Origin of the sequence: Nonomuraea terrae, assembly GCF_044465245.1 — a bacterium.
GTDB lineage: Bacteria > Actinomycetota > Actinomycetes > Streptosporangiales > Streptosporangiaceae > Nonomuraea > Nonomuraea terrae.
In genome coordinates, this window is record NZ_JBITLL010000009.1 from 337,874 (window position 1) to 357,710 (window position 19,837).

A 19,837-nucleotide genomic window follows, 5' to 3' on the forward strand; every position below is an offset into this window, starting at 1 on the left:
ACACCGCCGGAGGCCACGGATTAACCCCCGGAGGGTCAGCCCTTGGTCTTCTCCAGCTTGACCGCCTCGGCGGCCTCCTCGGCCGCCTTGGCGGCCACGTCGACGGAGGACTCGCGGGTGCGGCGGATGCCGAGGATGCTGATGAACAGCGAGGCGAAGATGGTCTGGAAGCTCATGATGAACGCCGTGGCGGAGGGCACGACGATGCGCAGCGACTCGCGCGGGTTGAGCTCCCCGAAGCTGCGCACCTGCCAGTGGACCAGCGACATCACCAGGCCCACCAGACCCGCCAGCGCCAGCAGGCCGCCGGCGATGAGCCCCTTCTCCAGGCTCACGAGGTCGATGATCCTGCGGATGCGCGGCGACTCGGGCAGGAAGCCCTCCTCGGCGGCGTACACCTTCGTGAAGAGCGCGAACAGCGCCGCCTGGAAGCCGATCACGACCAGCGCGGACGTGCCCACCAGCGTGTCGACGTCGAACGCCAGCTCGCCGATCTCGACCGGCCCGAACGTCAGCGCCGTGCCGGCCACCAGGCCGATGGCCATCATCAGCACGCCGGGGTAGAAGAACAGCCATTTGGGGCTGTACAGGAGCAGGAAACGCAGGTGGCGCCAGCCGTCGCGCCAGGAGCGCAGGTGGGGCGGGCGGGAGCGGCCGTCGGGCGAGAGCGTCGTCGGCACCTCGCGGACGTCGAGCCCCGCGAGCGTCGAGCGCACCACCATCTCGGAGGCGAACTCCATGCCGCCGGTCTGCAGCTGCAGCCGCAGGATCGCCTCGCGCCGGAAACCCCGCAGGCCGCAGTGGAAGTCACCGATCGCCGACGGGAAGAACAACCTGCCGACGAACGACAGCACCGGGTTGCCGAGGTAGCGGTGGAGCGGGGGCATGGCGCCCGGCGCGATGCCGCCCTTGAAACGGTTGCCCATCACCAGGTCGGCGCCGTCGCGCAGCTGCTCGACGAACGGCAGCAGGGCGGTGAAGTCGTAGGAGTCGTCGGCGTCGCCCATGATGACGAACTTGCCGCGGGCGGCCCTGATGCCGCCCATGAGCGCGTTGCCGTAACCCTTCTCGGCGACGTGGACCACGCGGGCGCCGGCGTCACGGGCCAGCTGCTGCGAGCCGTCCGTGCTGCCGTTGTCGGCGATCAGCACCTCGCCCTCGATGCCGTGCTCCGCCATGCACGCCAATGCCTTGCGCACACAGACTTCCACGGTCTCCGCCTCGTTGAGGCAGGGCATGACCACCGTCAGTTCCACGTGTCTACCCTTCAGTTAAGGCTCTTCCAGAAGACCATGATGCCCCGAACGCGACCATGCTCGGGCACGGACCTGGAAACGACTGGCATTCTTTACAGCATGGTGAGCGTCGCGGAGATTACCCCTGTGGACCCCTCCGCTCCTGGCTGGGCGGCTCGTCTGCTGGCCCTTCTGCGCAGGCATCAGGTGTTCGCCGCGGCCTTCGGCGTGGGCGCCGTGCTGCGGCTCGTGACCATGCTGGGCTACGGCCCCGCCATGTGGTTCAACGACTCCTACGAGTACGTCTCGGTGGCGCTGCACCCGAGACCCCACCCGATCAGGCCCGACGGCTACAGCTTCTGGCTGATGCTGCTCCAGCCCTTCCACAGTTTCACCCTGGTGGTCTTCACCCAGCATCTGATGGGGCTGGCCACGGCGGCGCTCATCTACGCCCTGCTGCGCATCAAGTTCCGGCTGCCCAAGTGGGGCGCCACGCTGGCGGCGGCGCCGGTGCTGTTCGACGCCTACCAGATGCAGCTGGAGCAGCTGGTGATGTCCGACACACTGTTCATGCTGCTCGTGGTGGGCGTCATCACGCTGGTGCTGTGGAAACGGCGGCTGACGTGGAAGGCGGGCGCGGTCATCGGCCTGCTGCTGGCGCTGACCTGGCTGACGCGCTCGATCGGCCTGCCGATCCTCGCGCTCGTGGTGCTCTACCTCCTGGTCAAGCGGGCGGGCTGGCGGCCTGTCACGGCGGTCCTGACCGCCTGCGCGATCCCGGTGCTGGCCTACATGGGGTGGTTCGCCTCGGCGTACGGCAAGTTCGCGATGACCAACAGCGACGGCCTCATCCTGTACATGCGCACGGCCATCTTCGCCGACTGCAACAAGATGGACATCGACAAGTACCGCGAGGTCGAGCTCCTTCTGCTGTGCATCAACGACCCCGTCGACCAGCGCAAGGACTACGCCCAGTGGTACTTGTGGGGTCAGGGGAACGGCGACGGCACCGGCACCGGCGAGGTGCTGCACCGGTGGGGCACCAACAAGAAGTGGAGCGAGATCACCAACGAGGCGGCCAGCGCGTTCGCCACGCGGGCGATCCTGTCGCAGCCCGGCGACTACCTGCAGGTGGTGGCGCGCGACTTCCTGCGCTCGTTCCACTGGTCGCGGCCGCGGTTCCCGGACGAGTCGACGTACAACATGTACGAGTTCAAGCCGTACGTCCAGATCGACGAGAACGGCCAGCCCAAGCGGCTGCCGAAGTGGTCGTCGTACGCGGGCGGCCGCACCGACACCGACGCGTTCGCCTACGAGCAGGGCCCGCCGGAGACGCGCATCGTGCATCCGTGGGCCGACATCATGGCCGGCTACCAGAAGGTCTTCTACCTGCGCGGCATCATGCTCGGCGGCATCCTGCTGATCGGCCTGTACGGCGTGGTGGTGCGCTGGCGGACGTTCGGCGGGCCGGTGGTGCTGCCCTGGCTGGGCTCGGTCGGGCTGCTGCTGGCCCCGGCGGCGACGGCGGAGTTCGACTACCGCTACGTGCTGCCGGCCGTGCCGCTGGCCTGCATCGCGGCGGCGATCACGCTGCGCCGGGGCGTCACCTGGGGGCGGAGGTCACCCAGGAGGAGAAAAGCATCCGGGTCGACCACTGTGCGCGCGTGATGGTCTCGGCGGTCAGCACGGGATGGAGCCACCCGAAGTTCACCAGCACGACCAGCGCGAACGCCCCCACCGCGGCCGCGCCGAACGCCCGCCGGTCGGGCGGCGCGGCCGCCCTGCCGAGCAGGAGCCCGGCCGCGAGCACGACCGCCAGCACCATGAACGGCACGACGGGGATCATGTAGAAGAGGTACATCGTGCGGTTGTCGGCGACGGCGTAGTAGAACCACGGCAGCCAGCCGGCCGCGGACGCGAGCAGCACGGCTCCGGCCCGCCAGTCGCGGGTGGCCGCGTACCAGGCGACGAGGGCGACGATCGCGAGCAGGGAGCCGTACCAGAGGGCGGGGGTGCCGACGCCGAGCACGGCCTGTGCGCACTTGTCGGCGCCGCAGGCCGACGGCGGCAGGTCGGAGGGGAAGTGGAAGGAGACCGGCCGTAACAGCAGCGGCCACTGCCACGGCTCCGACATGTACGGGTGGTACTCCTCCAGGCCGCTGTGGTAGCCGAGCACGTCGAGGTGGTAGCGCACCCACGACCGCAGCGAGTCGAACACGAAGAACGCCGGCCCTGACGACGTGGCACGCTCCCAGTCGCGCCCCCACCCGCCGGCGGTGGCGAACCAGCCGGTCCACGACGCCAGATAGGCCGCCGCGGGCACCAGCGCCAGCGCCCCCGCCGCGCCGGGCACGTCGTACACCCAAGCCCTCCGGTACGGCCGCCGCAGCCCCAGCGCCCGCCGGGCGCCCATGTCCCACATCACGCTCAGGACGGCGAACGCCAGCAGGAAGAAGATCCCCGACCACTTGACCGCGCACGCGGCCCCCAGGCAGGCCCCGGCGGCCAGCCGCCACGGCCGTGACCCGAGCCGCGGGCCCCGCTCGGTGACGGGAGAGCCGTCGTACCGGGCGGCCAGCCGGCCGCGTGCCCAGTCGCGGTCGGCCACCAGGCAGGCGAACCCGGCCAGTACCCAGAACATCAGGAAGATGTCGAGCAGCGCCGTACGCGACAGCACGAGGTGCAGGCCGTCGAGGGCCAGCAGCAGCCCGGCCAGGCAGCCGAGCAGCGTGGAGCGGGTCATCCGCCGCGCCACCCTGGCCATGATGAGGATCGACAGCGTGCCGGCCAGCGCCGCGGCGAAACGCCAGCCGAACGGGGTCATCCCGAACAGCCACTCCCCCGCGCCGATCATCCACTTGCCGAGCGGCGGATGGGCGACGAAGGAGGCGCAGTCGCTCTGCTGGGCGCACTCACGGAAGACGTCGAGGTTCCCGGCGAGGATGCGCCGGTCGGCCACGGGGTCGTCGGCGTCACCCAGCATGGCCCGCTCGACGCCGTGGACCAGCAGCGAGTACGCGTCCTTCATGTAGTACGTCTCGTCGAACACCACGGCCCTGGGCTCACCGAGCCGGACGAATCTCAGGACGCCGCCGAAGAGCGCGACCAGCAGCGGCCCGGCCCAGCCCAGCAGCGGCGAACCCGGCAGGGGCGGGACCAGCCGCCGCGCCGAATCCGCCCGGTTGCCCACGATGCGCACCCTATGGCGTGGTGGATCTCCTGTGAACCAGGTCGTACAGCTCCCGTTTGGGGATGCCGGCGTCCTTGGCCACGTCGGCGATGGCGAGCTTGCGCTGCTCGCCCTCGGCCACCCTGCGGTCGACCTCCGCGACCAGCGCGGCGGGGTCGTGCTCGGCGGCGCCCGCCACGTAGCCGGCCACCACGATCGTGATCTCGCCCTTGACGCCCCCGGCCGCCCATTCGGCCAGCTCGCCGAGCCCGCCCCGGCGGACCTCCTCGTACGTCTTGGTCAGCTCGCGGCACACCGCGGCCGGCCGGTCGGGGCCGAACGCCTCGGCCATCGCCGCCAGCGAGTCGGCCAGCCGGTGCGGCGCCTCGAAGAAGACCATCGTCCGCTCCTCCCGCGCGAGACCGGCCAGGCGGCGGGCCCGGTCGCCCGTCTTGCGCGGCGGGAAGCCCTCGAAGCAGAACCGGTCGCTGGCCAGCCCCGACACGGCCAGCGCCGTCGTGACGGCGCTCGGCCCCGGCAGCGCGGTGACCGTGACGCCGGCCTCGATCGCGAGGTGCGTCAGGCGGTAGCCGGGGTCGGAGACGCCCGGCATGCCCGCGTCGGTGATCACCACGACCGTGCGGCCCTCCTTGAGGGTCTCGACGAGCTCCTGGGCGCGGGCGGCTTCGTTCTGGTCGTAGTACGAGACCACCCGGCCGGTGATCTCGACGCCCAGGTCGGCGGCGAGCCTGCGCAGCCGGCGGGTGTCCTCGGCGGCCACGACGTCGGCGCCCGCCAGCACCTCCCGTAGTCGCGGCGAGACGTCGCCCGCCTGGCCTATGGGGGCTCCTGCCAGCACCAACCTGCCGTTCCCAGTCACCCGACCATTGTGGCAGGGCATCCCGATTGGACCGTGTTTCTTGGGTAACCACCACTCTGGGGCCCGTACGATGGCCAAGTGGCGGTGACCGACTCTTCGTACCAGGCATACGAGAGCCCGGGCGACGGCGAGGGCCGTCCTCAGGCCCGGTCCGTACGCGATCGGATGGTGCCCCCCATGCGCGGCAGCGTGATGTGGGGATGGGTGGGGCCGCTGCTCGTGACGTTGTTCGGCGGGATTCTGCGGTTCGTCCAGCTCGGCCATCCCAAGGCCGTGGTCTTCGACGAGACGTACTACATGAAGGACGCCTACTCCCTGATCAACTGGGGGGTCGAGCGGGTCACGGTCAAGGACGCCGACAAGGCGATCATCGCCGGCAAGACCGACATCTGGCAGTCGTGCGCGCCCGACGCCCTCGACAAGTGCGCCTCCTACGTCGTGCACCCGCCGCTCGGCAAGTGGATGATCGGCGCGGGCGAGTGGTTGTTCGGGCTCAACCCGTTCGGCTGGCGCGTCGCCGCGGCGGTGATCGGCACGCTGTCGATCCTCATCCTGGCCAGGGTCGCCCGCCGGATGACCCGCTCGACGCTGCTCGGCTGCTTCGCCGGGCTGCTGCTGGCCCTCGACGGCCTCCACTACGTGCTCTCCCGCACGGCGCTGCTCGACATCTTCCTGATGTTCTGGGTGCTGGCCGCGTTCGCCTGCCTGGTGGCCGACCGCGACCGGGCGCGCGAGAAGCTGGCCGCGTGGTACGAGAGCTCGCCCGCCTCACCACAGGGCCCGGGGCTGGGCGTCCGGTGGTGGCGGATCGGGGCCGGGGTGTGCCTGGCGTTCGCGATGTCGGTCAAGTGGTCGGGGCTGGCGTTCGCGGTCGCGTTCGCGATCATGTCGCTGATGTGGGACTTCGGCGCCCGTCGTGCCGTGGGGCTGCGCCAGCCGTACGTCGGGGCGTTCAACAAGGACGTGCCGCAGGGGCTGGTGGCGTTCGCGGTGGTGCCGTTCGTGGCGTACATGGCCACCTGGGCAGGCTGGTTCGCCAACGCCACCGGCTACGGGCGCAACTGGGATCGCGCCACCTCCGCCGACAACCCGCTGTTCTTCCTGTTCGACTCGATGCGGTCGTGGATCCACTACCAGTGGCAGGTCTTCACCTTCCACAGCGACCTGGTGACCTCCCACCCGTACATGTCCGAGCCGTGGCAGTGGCCGCTGCTGCTGCGCCCGGTGGCCTTCTACTACGAGGGCAGGCAGAACGCCTGCGGCGTCAAGGACTGCTCCGAGGCGGTGCTCGGGGTGGGCACGCCGGTGATCTGGTTCGGCGCGGTGGCCGCGCTGGTGGCGCTGATCGTGTGGTACTTCTCCTCGCGCGACTGGCGGGCCGGGGCCGTGCTGCTGGCGTACGCGATGGGGTGGCTGCCGTGGTTCTACTTCGCCATCGCCGACAACCGCACGATGTTCCTGTTCTACGCGATCCCGATGGTGCCGTTCATGGTGCTGGCGATCACGTTGTGCGCCGGGTTGCTGATCGGGCCGTCGGTCGGCACGGCGGCCGGTACGGTGCCGGTGCGGCGGACGATCGGGGCCGCCGCCGTCGGCGCCTTCGCGCTGCTCGCGCTGATCAACTTCTGGTGGCTGCACCCGATCCTGTCGGGCGAACTCCTCCCCTACACCGAGTGGAAGGCCCGCATGCTCTTCGAGAAACAATGGATCTGACCGTCCCGCAGTCCGATCATTAACCGCTTCTCGGAGTAATAGCTGTGCAAGACCCGATTCGCACTAGATTCGGTCATCGTCAGGCCCGGGGTCGATACGGCAAACTTCGAGGCATGAGTGCACCGGATGTCACCGCCCTGCTCGCCGAGTTGGAGCGCTCTCAACCGGACATGGCCGAAGAGGCCAGGACCGCCGTGGAATGGCTGACGGGCGGGGAACCGCTGGAGACGGTGACCCAGCTCGACGTCTGCGAGTTCCTCTGGTACACCCTGCCGATCAAGGTGGGTCCGCTCAACCACGAGCGGCTGGCACGCTCCCTCGGCCGGCTGCTCCAGCTCGGTGGCATGGAGCGGTACGCCGCCCTGTGCGACTCCCCGACCACCATGCAGATCCTGCGCACCTACCAGCAGGAGGGCGAGGAGGCCGGCACCAGCGCCTACCAGCAGGCGCTGGAGGCCACCGGCGTGCTCCCGCCCGACGTGCCGGAGCTGCAGTGGAGCATGATCATGGGCCCGGAGGAGCTGGGCGCCCACCTGGCCTGCTCCGCCGCGCTCGAGCTGGCCATCGTGGCCGGCGAGACGATCGAACGCGCCACGCTGACCCGCCGCTGGCTCACCGAGCCGCGCGCCGAGCTGGGCGGCGACAGCTGGCTCAACCGGGTGCACGGCGAGCGGCTCAACCGCTGGGTGCTGGGGCGCGGCCCGGCGCGGCGGGAGCTGGCGCAGCCGTTCGAGGTGCGGCTGCACGCGCCCGTGCCGGCGCAGCCGCTGCCCACGCTGCACCGGCTGCTGTCCGTGGCCGCCTCGGGCGAGACGCTGCCGCTGCGTCTCGCGCTCTCACCGGAGGCGCTGCGGCTGCGTGACCTGGCCGAACGCGAGCTGGGCGCGATCCGCCGCGACGGCGCCCGGCTGGCCATCACCGACTACGGCATGCGGCTGCTGCGCTCGAAGGAGGCCATGTGGTCGGCGGTCACCCGGCTGCTGCTGGCCAGGGGTGAGCACGAGTTCGAGGTGGCGGCCAGGGAGGCCGCGCTGATGTTGCTGGCCGACGGCACGCTCATGTCGCCCGCCCGGCTGCGCGAGCGGGTGGCCGAGGTGGTGGGCGGTGAGGGCTGGCATCCGGCGACCGGTCTCGACGACGTGGCCCGGCCGGTGGACGACCTGGTCACCCAGCTCACGGCGCTGGGGCTGGCGTTCGGCGACGAGCTGGCGGTGCGGATGGACCGGCCGGGGCAGCTCGCGGCCCTGGCGGCGCTGCGCGCCCACGCCCTGCGCCCGCGCAAGTACGTCAGCTCCGCGTGACGGGCACGCGGCGTACGGCGTGTTTGAACTCCGGGCACTCGACCAGCGGGTCGTGCTCGCAGACGGCGGCGTGGCGCAGGCTGTCGCGCAGGCGGGTGAGCTGGTCGACCCGCTCGGCCACCTCGCGCTCCTTGCCGGCCAGGCGGGCGCGCAGCTCGGTGTCGGACGGCCGCGCGCGCAGGAGCTCGGCGATCTCGGAGAGGGTGAAGCCGGCGTCGCGGGCGCAGCAGATCAGGTCCAGGCGCTCCAGCGTCTGGGGGCGGTAGGCGCGGCGCAGCCCGTTGCGGCCCTCGGCCTGGATGAGGCCCTTGCGCTCGTAGAACCGCAGCGCGGACGCGGCCAGGCCGCTGCGCCTGGCCACCTCGCCGATGTCGATCAACGTGTCGTCCACTGGGCTCCTTGACTTGAACCGCACTTCAAGTCAAGGAGTGTAGCCGCATCTGGGGCCCGCGACCCCGGGGATCTAAGTGAATACTGCGGGTAGTTACGATTGCGGTGAAATTGCTCTACGTCGGAGGGGGCCGATCATGGAGCTGTTCCCGGCCATGCCGCTCGCGGAGTGGACGGAGGCGAAGGAGACCTTCCACAGATTCGCGCAGATCGTGGGGAAGATCCGTCTCTCGTCCAGCAACCGGCGTAACCACTGGTGGCAGGTCCCGTTCCACCCGACGGGACGGGGGCTCACCACCCGTCCGATGGGCGGGCTGGACGAGCAACCGCTGTTCTGCATCGACTTCGACCTCATCCGCCACCGCCTGGTGGTCGACGTGCTCGACGGGCGCAGCGCGGAGTTCAGCCTGATCGGCCGGTCGGTCGCGTCGTTCCACGACCGGCTGTTCGAGACGCTGGCCGGTCTGGGGATCCGGCCGGAGATCTGGGCCGTGCCGTTCGACCTGGACGACGACACGCCGTTCCCCGAGGACACCCTGCACGCGCGCTACGACCCGATGCTGATCAACCGGTACTGGCGGGTCCTGTCGCAGGTGGTGCAGCTGCTCGACCGGTTCGCCGCCGACTTCGCCGGCAAGACCAGCCCGGTGCACCACTACTGGCACACCTTCGACATCGCCGTCACGCGGTTCACCGGGCGGGTGGCGAAGGTCTCACCGGACACCGACCCGGTCACCCGGGAGGCGTACAGCTGGGAGGTGATCAGCTCGGGCTTCTGGTTCGGCGACAGGGAACGGCCGTGGCCGGCGTTCTACTCCTACACCGCGCCGGAGCCGGAGGGCCTGGAACGCGAGCCGCTGCGGCCGGCCGAGGCCGAGTGGATCCCGGCCAGGGGCAGCCACCTGGCCGTCCTGCGTTACGACGACGTCCGGGCCATGGACGACCCCGTGGGGGCGGTGCTGGAGTTCCTGGACAGCGCCTACCAGGCGGGGGCCCGGCTCACCGGGCTCGACACCGAGGTGCTGGCCTCGCCCGGAGGAATCACGGACCCGTACTACGGGAAGGTGTGAACGCAGAACGCCCGCCCTCTGGTGGGAGGGCGGGCGTTCCACACGTGCGTACCGGTGTGCAGGTCGCCTCTCGGCGAAAGGCACAACGCGGCTCCAGCCGAACGGTATTCCGCGAAGGCAATAGGTGAGGCCCGGGGACACTGGACACACCGGCCACGATGTATGTAACCACACCCGCCCGGGAGTCATTCCCCGCCCGCCCGGATTATTTTCCGCGTGTCGCCGGGCGGTGCGGGCTGATGCGCCGTGCAGGAAGAGGTCGACCAGTTCGGCGGGGGTGAGAGGGGTGGGGCCTCGGCCGGCGGCCATGGTGAGGAACTGGAAGGCCTCGGCGAGGCGGTCGGGGCCAAGCCGGAGGGCGTCGCGTTCGGGCTCGAACAGGCCGGCCAGGACCTCACGGGTGGCGGCCGTCGACGCCTCACGGCCGTTGACTTGCCCTGGCGCGGAGGTAGCGCTGCTGGGGCAGGGTCATGGCGCGGCGGGCCGCCTCCTCGTACGCCTCCCGGGCGGCCGCGTGGTCGCCGGACCTCTCCAGCAGGTGGGCGCGTACGGCGTGCAGGCGGTGGTCGTCGGCGATGCGGGTGTCGTGCCGGAGGCGTTCCAGCCGGGCGAGCCCGGCCGCCGGGCCGCGGGACATGGCGACGGCGACGGCGTGGTTCAGCGCGACCACCGGGTTGTCGGACATGTCCATCAGCCGCTCGTACAGCGCCGTGATCTGCGGCCAGTCGGTCTCCTCGGCGGTCGGAGCCTCGTCGTGCAGCGCCGCGATGGCCGCCTGCAGCTGGTACGGGCCCGGCCGGCCCCGCGACAGCGCGGCGGTGACGAGGTTGACGCCCTCGGCGACGAAGGCGGCGTTCCACCGGCTCCTGTCCTGCTCGGCCATGGGGACGAGCGCGCCGTCGGGCCCCGTGCGCGCCGGGCGGCGGGCGTCGGTGAGCAGCATGAGGGCCAGCAGGCCCGCCACCTCGGGGTCGTCGGGCAGCAGCCGGTGCACGATACGCGTCAGCCGGATCGCCTCGGCCGTCAGCTCCGCGCGGTGCAGGCTCGGCCCGGACGTGCTGGCGTACCCCTCGTTGAAGATCAGGTAGAGCACGTGCAGCACGGCGCCCAGCCGCCGCTCGCGCTCCGGGCCGTGGGGCAGCCGGAACGGCACCCCGCTGTCCTTGACGCGCTGCTTGGCCCGGGTGATGCGGCGCGTCATGGTGGCCTCGGGCACCAGGAACGCGCGGGCGACCTCCGCCGTGGTCAGGCCGCCGACCGCGCGCAGCGTGAGCGCGATCTGCGAGGCCGGCGACAGCGACGGGTGGCAGCACAGGAACAGCAGGATGAGCGTGTCGTCGGAGTCGGCGGGCGGGCGGTCGGCCGCGGGCGCCCACGGGTCCGGCGTCCAGCCGGCGACGACCTCTTCGCGGCGGCGGCGCGCCTGCTCACTGCGGAGCAGGTCGGTCAGCCGCCGCGCGGCGACGGTGATCAGCCAGGCGCGCGGTTCGGCCGGCACGCCCTGCTTCGGCCACTGGGTGGCAGCGGCGAGCAGCGCCTCCTGGACGGCGTCCTCGGCGAGGGCGAAGTGTCCGTAGCGGCGCACGACCGCGCCGAGGGCCTGCGGCGCCAGCTCGCGCAGCAGGTCCTCCGGCACGGACGGGGGCACGGCGCTCAGAACCCAAGGTCCTGGCTGGACTCGACGACGGGCCTGATGTCGGCGTAGGCGTCGCCGTAGACGCCGGGCGGGTGCGGGCACTCGCCGAGGCGGCCGGCGATCTCGGTGGCGCGGTCGAAGCTCTCGCACTCGACGATCCAGTAGCCGGCCAGGACCTCCTGCGTCTCGGCGTACGGTCCGTCGGTGACGAACGGCTGCCCGTCGCGGGCGCCGACCCTCCTGGTGTGCACGGGCGCGGCCAGCCCACGTGTCTCGACCAGCTCGCCCGACTCCTCCAGCTCCTGGTTGAACCGCACCATGAACTGGTGCATGGCCGCCACGTCCTCGGACGCCCAACCGTCCTGGCCGTCGGCGTCCTTGCCGGACAGGGCGTCGTAGTCGTGCTGGGAGCCGTACGAGAGGATCATGTACTTCACGGTGTCGACCTTTCCTCGGGTGTGTCTTCGCCGGGGACGTCGGAGCCGGGGCCGCCTACCGGACACCGTCTCACACACTCCGCGCGATGGGGCACCATCGAAGACGTGCCATACGCGACCGCCTCCGACGGAGTGAAGCTGTCCTACCAGGTCCGCGGCGACGGGCCGCCGCTCGTGCTGCTGCAGGGGCAGGCCAACGACCACCACTGGTGGGACCCGGTACGCGCGGACTTCGAGGGGGCGTACCGGACCATCACCTTCGATTATCGCGGCACGGGCGACAGCGACAAGCCGGACGAGCCGTACACGACGCGCGGGTTCGCCGACGACGTGGTGGCGGTGCTGGACGAGCTGGGGGTGCGGCGGGCCCACGTGTACGGCACGTCGATGGGCGGGCGGGTGGCCCAGTGGCTGGCGGCCGACCAGGCCGGCCGGGTCGGCGCGCTGGTGCTCGGGTGCAGCTCGCCGGGCGGCGCCCACGGGTTCGAGCGGAGCGACGAGGTGCGCCGGTCGCTGGCTCAGCCGGACCGGGCGGCGGCGACGCGGGCGCTGCTGGAGCTGATGTACACCCCGGCGTGGCTGGCCGCGCATCCGGGGCCCTACCACACGGTGGGCGACCCGCGGATGCCCGCCTACGCCCGCCGCCGTCACCTGGCCGCGAGCGCGGGCCACGACAGCTGGGCCGCGCTGCCCGCCGTCACCGCGCCCACGCTGGTCGTCCACGGCACCGACGACGTCTTCAACCCCGCGGCGAACGCCCCGCTGCTGGCCGAGCGCATCCCCGGCGCCTCGCTGCGGATGATCGACGGGGCCAGGCACGCGTACTTCGAGGAGTTCCGCGAGGTGGCGAGCCCGCTGGTGCTGGAGTTCCTGGCCGGCGTCAGCTCCAGCGGCGCGCGAGTTCCCTGAGGTCGGGCGCCGTGACGTGCGGAGTGCTCATCACCTCGGGGTACGCCGTGCCGCGCCGGTCCAGGTACGCCCCGATCAGGCCCGCGCGCTGGGCGCCGTCGATGTCCCACGGGTGCACGGCGACCAGGGCCGCCTGCTCCGGGCGCACGCCGGCCCGCGCGACGGCGTACTCGTAGGCCGCCCTGGCGGGCTTCCACACGCGCGGGCCGCTCACGTCGAGCGTGGCCTCGACCAGGTCGAGCAGGCCCTCGCGGCGCAGGATGCCCTGGGTCATGGCGGCGGCGCCGTTCGTCATGGTGAACAGGCGGATCCCGGCGGCGCGCAACATGCGCATGCCGTCGGGGATGTCGGGGTGCACCCGCAGCTCCGTGAACGCGCCGAGGATGTGCTCGGCCTCCTTCTCCTGCAGGCCCATGCCTTTGAGGACGTCGTTCGCGACCCGGGCGAAGTCGGCGTAGCCGCCTGCCGCGGTCAGGGCGATGCCGTCGCGCAGCACGCCGGCGAACCAGGTGTCCAGCCGGCCGGCGGGCAGGCCGGCCTGCTCGAACGCGGCGCGCAGCGGCTCCATGTCGGTGAGCGTCTCGTTCACGTCGAAGATCACGACGTGCGGTCTGGTGTCCATGGTCGTCTCCTCAGGGTGCGGTGCAGCGAAGGGCGTCGAGTGCGGCCGTGACGCCGCGGCGCAGGGCGGCGGCCTCGGCGCCGGCGCGGGAGCGGACGTTCACGCCGTAGGCGAGCAGGGTGAGCGACTCGGCGGTGGCGTCGAGGTCGAGGCCGGGGCGGAGGTGGTCGCCGGCCGTCTCCAGGGCGGCGCGCAGGGCGGCGCGGAGCATGCCGTGGTGGCGGTCGAGCAGGTCGCGCACCTGCGGGTCGGCGGGCTCGGCGTGGGCGTTGGCGGCCATGCAGCCCCAGCGGGCGTAGTCCCCGGTGCACCTGGCCTCGATCAGGGCGTCGAAGAACGCGGCGACGGCGGGCAGGCCGCGACCGTCGTCCGTCAGGGTGCGGAACATCGGCTCGGAACGCCGCTCGACGTAGCGGCGCAGGGCTTTGACATAGAGGTCCTGCTTACCGCCGTAGGTGGCGTACAGGCTGGAACGGCTCAACCCGGTGGCGGCGACGACCTCGGCGATGCCGGTGGTGGCCGCGCCGCACCGCCAGAACAGGCGCTCGACCTGCTCCAGCACCGCGTCGGGATCGAAGTGCTTGACGTCCGGCAACGCTGCCCTCGCAATCTTGGAATGCCTATTCCAAGATAGCAGGCTCTAGGGTGGTCGGCATGCGGGCCCACGACGTCGACGGCACCCAGCTCGCCGTCGTCACCCCGGCCTCCGGCGGGTTCCCCCGGCACAGCCACGACGAGTACGTCATCAGCGTCAACCTCCGCGGGCGCGAGCGAGTGCGGCTGGATCGGGCGTCGTTCGACGTCGACCTGGACGAGGTGACCGTCTACCACCCCGGACAAGTCCAGTCCTGCACCACGAGCACCCCGGCGGGGACCGCGTACACCTGCGTCAGCTGGTACGTCCCACCCGCGGTGCTCGGGTCGCTCACCGGGGGCGCGCCGCCCGTCTTCGACCGTCCGGTGGTCCGCGACGCCCGCCTCCGTGCCGCACTGCTGCGCGCCGCCCGCGATCTCGCCGGGGACCCGGGCGAGGTCGCGCTCGGCGAGGTGGCGCTGGCCGGGGAGCGGCTGACGGTGATGCTGCTGCGGCTGCTCGACCTCGCCTCCCCCGCCCGGCGGGCATCGCGCGGCCCGGCGCCGGGGGACGCCAGGATCGCGGGCGTGCTGGAGCGGCTGCGCGCCGACCTGTCCAGGGCGCCGCGGCTGGCCGAGCTCGCCGACGCCGCCGGGATGTCCCGCGAGCACCTCGTACGCTCCTTCACCAGGGCCACCGGCTGCCCGCCGTACGCGTGGCATCTGCAGGCCCGTCTGGCCGAGGGCCGCCGGCGGCTGCGCGCGGGGGCGCGGGTGGCGGACGTGGCGCACGACCTGGGGTTCGCCGACCAGGCCCACTTCCACCGGCACTTCACCGCCGCGTACGCCGTCACGCCGGGCCGCTACCGCTCCGCCGCCGACGTCAACATCTGACAAGACCACGCGGGGGCCCGGACACCACAGTGGACGCCATGTCGGAGATCTTCGTGCTGGCCCTCTGGATCGGGCTGCTGTTCAACGCGGCGCCGGGCGCGGTGTTCAGCGAGTCGTTGCGCAGGGGCGTACGGGGCGGGTTCGGCCCGGCGTTCGCGGTGCAGGTGGGGTCGCTGGCGGGCGACGCCGTGTGGGCGCTGCTCGGGCTGGCGGGCGTCGGGGCGTTGTTCACCGTCCCGGTCCTCCGCGTGCCCCTGACGGCCGGCGGCTGCCTCCTGCTCGCCTGGCTCGGCCTGACCGCCCTCCGTGACGCTGTCTCCCCCAGGACCGCCCCCGCGAGCACGGACGCACCCGCGAACGGGGGCGCCCTCGCCGTCGGGGCCGCCATGTCGCTGGGCAACCCCTGGAACGTCGTCTACTGGTCGGGCGCGGCCGGGGCGGTCAGCGCCGTGCTCGGGGAGGACGCGGGGCCGGCGAGCCTGGCCGTCTTCTTCGCCGGGTTCATGACGTCGTCGCTGGCCTGGTGTTTCGTCGCGGCCGGGCTCATCGCGCTGCTGCGCCGGGCGTTGCCGCCGCCGGGCGTACGGGTGCTGGAGGCGGCCTGCGGGCTCGCGTTGCTCGTCTTCGCCGCGCTGCTGGCCGCCCGCCTCCTGCCCGGCGGTTCCTGACCGTCCCCGACGGTAAATGGGTGGTGGCCGCTCGGCCGCCACGGCTACGGTAGGCGCAGGTCAGCGAGCGGACAAGGCATGGTGATGGCGTCCCGGGCGCCTCGGCGCACCCTGTCCGCCCGCCGGCCACGCGAACCCGCGGCTCTCCCGTACCGGAATCGACCGACGGCGAGGCGATGGTCGCCAGGGGCACCGTCCAAACCCCCGACGAGCCGCGGGTTCGTCCCTCAGCGGTCCGCGAAGCGGTCGATGGCCGAGAAGATCGCCTTCCTGAACGCCTCGCTGCCGGTGTGTCCCGAGTCCTCCACGACGACCAGCTCGGCGTCCGGCCACGCCTGGGCCAGCTCCCAGGCGGTCCGGACCGGGCCGCCCATGTCCTGACGGCCGTGGATCAGCACGCCCGGGATGCCCGCCAGCCTGCCGGCGTCGCGCAGCAGCACGCCCTCCTCCAGCCAGGCGGCGTTGGAGAAGTAGTGGGAGCAGATCCGGGTCAGCGCCATGACGCCGTCGGCGGGCCGGTCGCTGTAGGCGTTCGGCTTGCCGTTGACCTCCAGGGAGATGACCGCGTCCTCCCAGGTCACCCAGTCGACGGCGGCTTTCTCGCGCACCTTCGGATCGGGGTCGGACAGCAGCCGCGCGTACGCCTTCAGCAGGTCGCCGTCGCGGTCGGCCTCGGGCACGCCGCGGCGGAAGCGGTCCCACGCCTCGGGGAAGAACCGCCCGACGCCGCGATAGAGCCAGTCGATCTCGGAGCGGCGGGTCATCGTGACCGCCGGGATGATGATCTCCGACACCCGTTCCGGATGGGTCTCGGCGTAGGCCAGGATCAGCGTCGAGCCCCACGACCCGCCGTACAGCAGCCACTTGTCGATGCCGAGGTGCTCACGCAGCAGCTCCATGTCGGCGACCAGGTGGTGGGTGGTGTTGGCGCTGAGGTCGGTCGCCGGGTCGGCGGCGTGCGGGCGGCTGCGCCCGCAGTTGCGCTGGTCGAACAGGACGGTGCGGAAACGTTCCGGGTCGAACGTGCGGCGCGCGTTGATCGAGCAGCCTGACCCGGGGCCTCCGTGGACGATCGCCACGGGCTTGCCGTCGGGGTTGCCGCAGACCTCCCAGTAGACGAGGTTGCCGTCGCCGACGTCGAGCATGCCGTGGTCATGAGGTTCGACAGGGGGACGCAAAGGAGGCTCCTCTCAAATGTAACAGCGCTTGAATATAGCGCTGTCACTCCAGCGACTTGAGCTCCTCCAGGTAGTCGGCCAGCGGGTCGAGGCCCATGTCCGCGCGCCGCTGGTCCACCTGCGCCTCGTTCTCGATCTGCGTGCGCGGGCGCCACTCTCCCTCAGGCGTGGTCTCCCACTGCGTGCCGTACACCTGCGGCTTTCGCTCCGCCACCCGCACCCGGTCGACCAGGTACGCCAGCTCCGACCGGTCGGCGTCGCCCTTCTCCACCGCCTGCCGCATCAGCTCCAGGCCGCGCCGCTGCAGGTCGAGGTCGCGGTCGGCGTGCTGGACGAGCGCCCAGGCGGCCTGCGCCCCGTCCTTGCCGACCATGGCGTACCCCGGCCAGCCGTGCTCGTCGAGGATCTGACGCATGCGCTCGGTGTTGGTCTTCTCCACGCGATCCCAGTCCTCCTGGGACGCCTCCAGTGTGCGGATCTCCTGGTCCGCCTTGAGCATCCGCAGCAGTTCGGCCCGCAGCTCCGGGTTGTGCGGGGAGTCGTCGCCACAGGCGGCGACCAGCGTCAACGCGGCCAGCAGGCCGGCGAGCAGCGCCCGCATGACGTCACGCCACCTTGGTGTGCGGGACGCTCCAGGTGTTGCACGACCCGGGATCGGCCGTGGAGAATCCGCGCTTCACCCAGTGACGGATGGTGGCCGGCTTACCGTACGACTCCTTCTCGCCCACGCTGTCGAGGAGGTCCACGAGGTGGTTCCAGTCCTTCGCGGTCCTGCCCTCCAGCGGCCACACACTCTTGAGGAAGGCGGCAGCCAGGCAGTTGGCCTGCAGGGTGCTGCGGCGGATCTGCTCCTGCAGCTCGGCCTTCTTGCCGTAGGGCAATTTCTCGAAGGCGGGGCCGATTTCGACGAGTTCCTGCACGTGATAGGCGTACACGTAGGAGGCCATGTCGAAAAGCCACAGGTCATCGGGTTCGCTGAGCCACTCGCGCCCCATCTGGACGGCGATGGTGCCGTTGTCGGAGCAATACCAGGCCTGCGAATCCTCCTTTCCGATGTCCATGCCGCAGTACTTCTTCGGAATCCGGGTCATGTGCCGTACCTTCACCTTCTCGTACGGCAGGCCGGCGGTGGTGAGGTGCTGCTCCCAGGTCGTCTCCAGGCAGTCGATGACCGCGTCGAAGTAGGCGCGGGCCTTCTTGCGGTCGTTGCGCTTGACCGGCTTCTCCGCGCACGTGGTGGACGGCAGCGGGCCGGTCTTGTAGAGCGGGCTGGCGGTGAGCTTCTGCTCTTTGACGGGGTATGTCGTAATTTCTGCGGAAGCGGTGCCGCCTAAAGGCGCGGCGAGAACGCCGGCTAAAGCCGCAATCAGGATAAGTTTCACGGATCGCGACAATAGGGCCTGGCAGGCGCTACGGCAATCCGCTTGACTAGCGACAAAGACTGCTGGATCCAACTATAAAGATGTGAACCACCACCAAGGGTACGGGTCGCTGCCACAAAGAGGATGAACGTATCCTCTCCCCCGCCGCGGCCCGGCTCCGTAAGATCGAGAATTCGATTGATCACGGGGTGACGCCTACCCTCGTGCACTTCCGCTGGGAACGCGACTAAGGGGAAATGACCATGGCAGACCGGCACCCCGCAATGGCCCGGCTCGACACCCTCCTCGGCCGCTGGACGGTGCGGCTCAAGGTGGACGGCGTCGGCACGAGCTGGACGGAGTTCTCCTGGCAGGACGACGGCCTGTTCCTGCACCAGCGCTCCGACGCCGAGATCCCGCCGTCGGCGCCGCCGGGCTGGCGCGAGAACGCGCCCTTCCCGGTCACCTCCCTGATCGGCCTCGACGACGCCTCGGAGCAGTTCACGATGATGTACGCCGACGCGCGCGGCGTCCACCGGGTGTACCAGATGACGCTGGCCGACGGGGTGTGGCGCATCTGGCGCCACGCTCCCGGCTTCAACCAGCGCTTCCACGGCACGTTCAGCCCCGGGGGCGACGCGATCGACGCGCGCTGGGAGATGTCGGAGGACGGCGAGACCTGGCGCGTGGACTTCGGGCTCACCTACACCCGCGACTGATTGTCGTACCCGCTTGGCAAGCTGGGCGCAGCCGTTCTCGCCGAAGGGGTCCTCGCATGCGCACGTCCGGCCGGGCCGACGTCCACGTCGCTTATCACCAGATGGTGGTGCAGGAGCAGGGTGACGCACACGCTCCCGGCCGCGCGCTGAACGGCCTGGTCACGTCGGCTCCCGGTGCCGGCCGCATCTTCACCGGCATCCACACCGGCGTGGTCGATGTGACCGTCCGGCTGACCGACGCGCCGCCAGGACCGGCCGCCGACGGCTGGGAGGAGACGGAGCAGGTCGAGCTCGTCAGCTTCACGGGCGAGATGCGGCTGGCCGGCCTGATGGGCGACGCGCCGGAGGAGTTGCCAGTCCTCACCGCCCACGGGCCCGGCCGCTACGGCCTGCGCGTGCACGCCAGGGGGCGCGGCATCGACTACGACGGCACGGCTGACGTGCCGTTCGAGTTCTATCTGCTGACGGTCTGGCCGATCGACGTGGGGCCCGAGGCCCGGGCCCGGCTCGGGGTGGGGGTCGCGGAGGAGCTGGGGCTGCCTGACCGGTCGCGCGAGATCCGCGAGTGGGCGCAGCGGCACGCGGTCCTCCACGAGCCCGGCCGACCGGCCCGGCAGGAACGACCCCTGCTGCCGCCCGTGCCGGTGCGCGGGGTGGCCCAGACGGTGGGGCATCGCTTACGCATCGTCAACCCGTACCAGGACACCGCGCCGGCGCCTGACCTGCCGTCCGGGCTGGTGGCCGCCGCGCCCGACTCGGTGGTGGTCCGCACGCTGAAGGAGCGCGGCCGGGTGGGCGTCCACCTGCGCTGGGAGCCGGCCGCGCCGCGTCTCGCGGTCATGGGCTGGGAGGAGACGGCGGAGATCGAGTTCGTCACGACGACAGGCGTCATGCGGCTCCCCGGCCTGTGGCCCGACGACGATCGCCCGGCCGACCTGACCTATCAGGGCGCCGGCCGCTACGGCCTGCGCGTCCACGGGCGTGCCCAGCGGGGAGAGCGCCTGTCCAACCGGCCCGGGGAGTCCTATCTGTTGATCGTGTGGCCTGTCGCGCTGGGGGCGGCGGCTGCTCTCGGGTGAAGC

The 19,837-nt window shown here is 71.5% G+C and carries 20 protein-coding genes; 9 read left to right on the top strand and 11 right to left on the bottom strand.

The genetic code is table 11. From position 1 onward, the window contains the following. Nucleotides 1-35 precede the first annotated feature (35 nt). Nucleotides 36-1,256, bottom strand: coding sequence for a glycosyltransferase family 2 protein (locus ACIBP6_RS43860; protein WP_397060778.1), 1,221 nt, complete (start codon nucleotides 1,254-1,256; stop codon nucleotides 36-38). Between the two features lie 99 nt (nucleotides 1,257-1,355). Here ACIBP6_RS43860 and ACIBP6_RS43865 point away from each other — a divergent pair, with 99 nt between their 5' ends. Next, nucleotides 1,356-2,903 carry a hypothetical protein gene (locus ACIBP6_RS43865; RefSeq protein WP_397060780.1) on the top strand — a complete coding sequence of 516 codons (1,548 nt, stop codon included), beginning with the start codon at nucleotides 1,356-1,358 and terminating at the stop codon, nucleotides 2,901-2,903. Here ACIBP6_RS43865 and ACIBP6_RS43870 read toward each other — a convergent pair. After that, nucleotides 2,839-4,425: a dolichyl-phosphate-mannose--protein mannosyltransferase gene (locus ACIBP6_RS43870; RefSeq protein ID WP_397060782.1), complete on the bottom strand. Its 1,587-nt coding sequence runs from the start codon at nucleotides 4,423-4,425 to the stop codon at nucleotides 2,839-2,841. The two genes, ACIBP6_RS43865 and ACIBP6_RS43870, sit on opposite strands and share 65 nt — an antisense overlap. Nucleotides 4,426-4,435: 10 nt before the next feature. Then, nucleotides 4,436-5,284 carry a 16S rRNA (cytidine(1402)-2'-O)-methyltransferase gene (gene rsmI / locus ACIBP6_RS43875; protein WP_397060784.1) on the bottom strand — a complete coding sequence of 283 codons (849 nt, stop codon included), beginning with the start codon at nucleotides 5,282-5,284 and terminating at the stop codon, nucleotides 4,436-4,438. 177 nt (nucleotides 5,285-5,461) lie between these two features. On the opposite strand from rsmI, the gene ACIBP6_RS43880 reads away from it, so the two are divergent. Further along, entirely contained in the window at nucleotides 5,462-6,997 is a 1,536-nt protein-coding gene (locus ACIBP6_RS43880; RefSeq protein WP_397060786.1) for a dolichyl-phosphate-mannose--protein mannosyltransferase, read from the top strand. Between the two features lie 113 nt (nucleotides 6,998-7,110). Next, nucleotides 7,111-8,298 (top strand): hypothetical protein, encoded by a 1,188-nt coding sequence (locus ACIBP6_RS43885; protein WP_397060788.1) that lies wholly within the window; start codon nucleotides 7,111-7,113, stop codon nucleotides 8,296-8,298. Here the strand turns inward: ACIBP6_RS43885 and ACIBP6_RS43890 are convergent. Continuing rightward, entirely contained in the window at nucleotides 8,285-8,689 is a 405-nt protein-coding gene (locus tag ACIBP6_RS43890; protein WP_397060790.1) for a MerR family transcriptional regulator, read from the bottom strand. The two genes, ACIBP6_RS43885 and ACIBP6_RS43890, sit on opposite strands and share 14 nt — an antisense overlap. Nucleotides 8,690-8,825: 136 nt before the next feature. Between ACIBP6_RS43890 and ACIBP6_RS43895 the strand changes: the two genes are divergently transcribed. Further along, nucleotides 8,826-9,758 carry a DUF5996 family protein gene (locus tag ACIBP6_RS43895; RefSeq protein ID WP_397060792.1) on the top strand — a complete coding sequence of 311 codons (933 nt, stop codon included), beginning with the start codon at nucleotides 8,826-8,828 and terminating at the stop codon, nucleotides 9,756-9,758. 418 nt (nucleotides 9,759-10,176) lie between these two features. Here the strand turns inward: ACIBP6_RS43895 and ACIBP6_RS43900 are convergent, their stop codons facing one another. Both ACIBP6_RS43900 and ACIBP6_RS43905 read right to left on the bottom strand, forming a co-directional pair. Further along, nucleotides 10,177-11,415, bottom strand: a complete 1,239-nt coding sequence (locus ACIBP6_RS43900) for an RNA polymerase sigma factor (RefSeq protein WP_449595890.1) — start codon at nucleotides 11,413-11,415, stop codon at nucleotides 10,177-10,179. Continuing rightward, entirely contained in the window at nucleotides 11,412-11,822 is a 411-nt protein-coding gene (locus tag ACIBP6_RS43905; protein WP_397061287.1) for a YciI family protein, read from the bottom strand. Before ACIBP6_RS43905 ends, ACIBP6_RS43900 begins: the two co-directional genes overlap by 4 nt. A 114-nt stretch (nucleotides 11,823-11,936) precedes the next feature. Here ACIBP6_RS43905 and ACIBP6_RS43910 point away from each other — a divergent pair, with 114 nt between their 5' ends. After that, entirely contained in the window at nucleotides 11,937-12,740 is an 804-nt protein-coding gene (locus tag ACIBP6_RS43910) for an alpha/beta fold hydrolase (protein ID WP_397060796.1), read from the top strand. Here the strand turns inward: ACIBP6_RS43910 and ACIBP6_RS43915 are convergent. Then, nucleotides 12,712-13,362 (bottom strand): haloacid dehalogenase type II, encoded by a 651-nt coding sequence (locus tag ACIBP6_RS43915; protein ID WP_397060798.1) that lies wholly within the window; start codon nucleotides 13,360-13,362, stop codon nucleotides 12,712-12,714. The two genes, ACIBP6_RS43910 and ACIBP6_RS43915, sit on opposite strands and share 29 nt — an antisense overlap. A gap of 10 nt (nucleotides 13,363-13,372) precedes the next feature. Then, nucleotides 13,373-13,957 carry a TetR/AcrR family transcriptional regulator gene (locus ACIBP6_RS43920; RefSeq protein ID WP_397060800.1) on the bottom strand — a complete coding sequence of 195 codons (585 nt, stop codon included), beginning with the start codon at nucleotides 13,955-13,957 and terminating at the stop codon, nucleotides 13,373-13,375. Nucleotides 13,958-14,016: 59 nt separating this feature from the next. Here ACIBP6_RS43920 and ACIBP6_RS43925 point away from each other — a divergent pair, with 59 nt between their 5' ends. Together ACIBP6_RS43925 and ACIBP6_RS43930 are read left to right on the top strand one after the other, a co-directional pair. Further along, on the top strand, nucleotides 14,017-14,829 hold the full coding sequence (locus ACIBP6_RS43925) for an AraC family transcriptional regulator (protein ID WP_397060802.1): 813 nt from the start codon (nucleotides 14,017-14,019) through the stop codon (nucleotides 14,827-14,829). Nucleotides 14,830-14,867: 38 nt separating this feature from the next. Next, the gene (locus tag ACIBP6_RS43930) at nucleotides 14,868-15,497 is read left to right on the top strand and encodes a LysE family transporter (protein ID WP_397060804.1); all 630 of its coding nucleotides are present in this window, start codon (nucleotides 14,868-14,870) and stop codon (nucleotides 15,495-15,497) included. A 227-nt stretch (nucleotides 15,498-15,724) separates the two neighbouring features. On the opposite strand, the gene pip is transcribed toward ACIBP6_RS43930, so the two are convergent. The 3 genes from pip to ACIBP6_RS43945 are packed head-to-tail and all read right to left on the bottom strand — an operon-like array spanning nucleotide 15,725 to nucleotide 18,057. Continuing rightward, a complete protein-coding gene (pip, locus tag ACIBP6_RS43935; protein ID WP_397060806.1) occupies nucleotides 15,725-16,675 on the bottom strand; it encodes a prolyl aminopeptidase in 951 nt (316 codons plus the stop codon). A gap of 43 nt (nucleotides 16,676-16,718) precedes the next feature. Then, complete coding sequence (locus ACIBP6_RS43940) at nucleotides 16,719-17,276, bottom strand: DUF6624 domain-containing protein (protein ID WP_397060807.1); 558 nt, start codon at nucleotides 17,274-17,276, stop codon at nucleotides 16,719-16,721. A gap of 4 nt (nucleotides 17,277-17,280) precedes the next feature. Beyond that, a complete protein-coding gene (locus ACIBP6_RS43945) occupies nucleotides 17,281-18,057 on the bottom strand; it encodes a hypothetical protein (RefSeq protein WP_397060809.1) in 777 nt (258 codons plus the stop codon). 242 nt (nucleotides 18,058-18,299) lie between these two features. Between ACIBP6_RS43945 and ACIBP6_RS43950 the strand changes: the two genes are divergently transcribed. Both ACIBP6_RS43950 and ACIBP6_RS43955 read left to right on the top strand, forming a co-directional pair. Next, nucleotides 18,300-18,755 carry a hypothetical protein gene (locus ACIBP6_RS43950; protein WP_397060811.1) on the top strand — a complete coding sequence of 152 codons (456 nt, stop codon included), beginning with the start codon at nucleotides 18,300-18,302 and terminating at the stop codon, nucleotides 18,753-18,755. 56 nt (nucleotides 18,756-18,811) lie between these two features. Continuing rightward, entirely contained in the window at nucleotides 18,812-19,834 is a 1,023-nt protein-coding gene (locus ACIBP6_RS43955) for a hypothetical protein (protein WP_397060812.1), read from the top strand. The last annotated feature ends 3 nt before the right edge of the window (nucleotides 19,835-19,837 follow it).

Coding starts and splice junctions, on each gene's coding strand:
- ACIBP6_RS43865 (WP_397060780.1), top strand. CDS start 1,356: ATGGTGAGCGTCGCGGAGATTACCCCTGTGGACCCCTCCGCTCCTGGC.
- ACIBP6_RS43880 (WP_397060786.1), top strand. CDS start 5,462: ATGCGCGGCAGCGTGATGTGGGGATGGGTGGGGCCGCTGCTCGTGACG.
- ACIBP6_RS43885 (WP_397060788.1), top strand. CDS start 7,111: ATGAGTGCACCGGATGTCACCGCCCTGCTCGCCGAGTTGGAGCGCTCT.
- ACIBP6_RS43895 (WP_397060792.1), top strand. CDS start 8,826: ATGGAGCTGTTCCCGGCCATGCCGCTCGCGGAGTGGACGGAGGCGAAG.
- ACIBP6_RS43905 (WP_397061287.1), bottom strand. CDS start 11,822: ATGATCCTCTCGTACGGCTCCCAGCACGACTACGACGCCCTGTCCGGC.
- ACIBP6_RS43915 (WP_397060798.1), bottom strand. CDS start 13,362: ATGGACACCAGACCGCACGTCGTGATCTTCGACGTGAACGAGACGCTC.
- ACIBP6_RS43925 (WP_397060802.1), top strand. CDS start 14,017: ATGCGGGCCCACGACGTCGACGGCACCCAGCTCGCCGTCGTCACCCCG.
- ACIBP6_RS43930 (WP_397060804.1), top strand. CDS start 14,868: ATGTCGGAGATCTTCGTGCTGGCCCTCTGGATCGGGCTGCTGTTCAAC.
- ACIBP6_RS43940 (WP_397060807.1), bottom strand. CDS start 17,276: ATGCGGGCGCTGCTCGCCGGCCTGCTGGCCGCGTTGACGCTGGTCGCC.
- ACIBP6_RS43950 (WP_397060811.1), top strand. CDS start 18,300: ATGGCAGACCGGCACCCCGCAATGGCCCGGCTCGACACCCTCCTCGGC.
- ACIBP6_RS43955 (WP_397060812.1), top strand. CDS start 18,812: ATGCGCACGTCCGGCCGGGCCGACGTCCACGTCGCTTATCACCAGATG.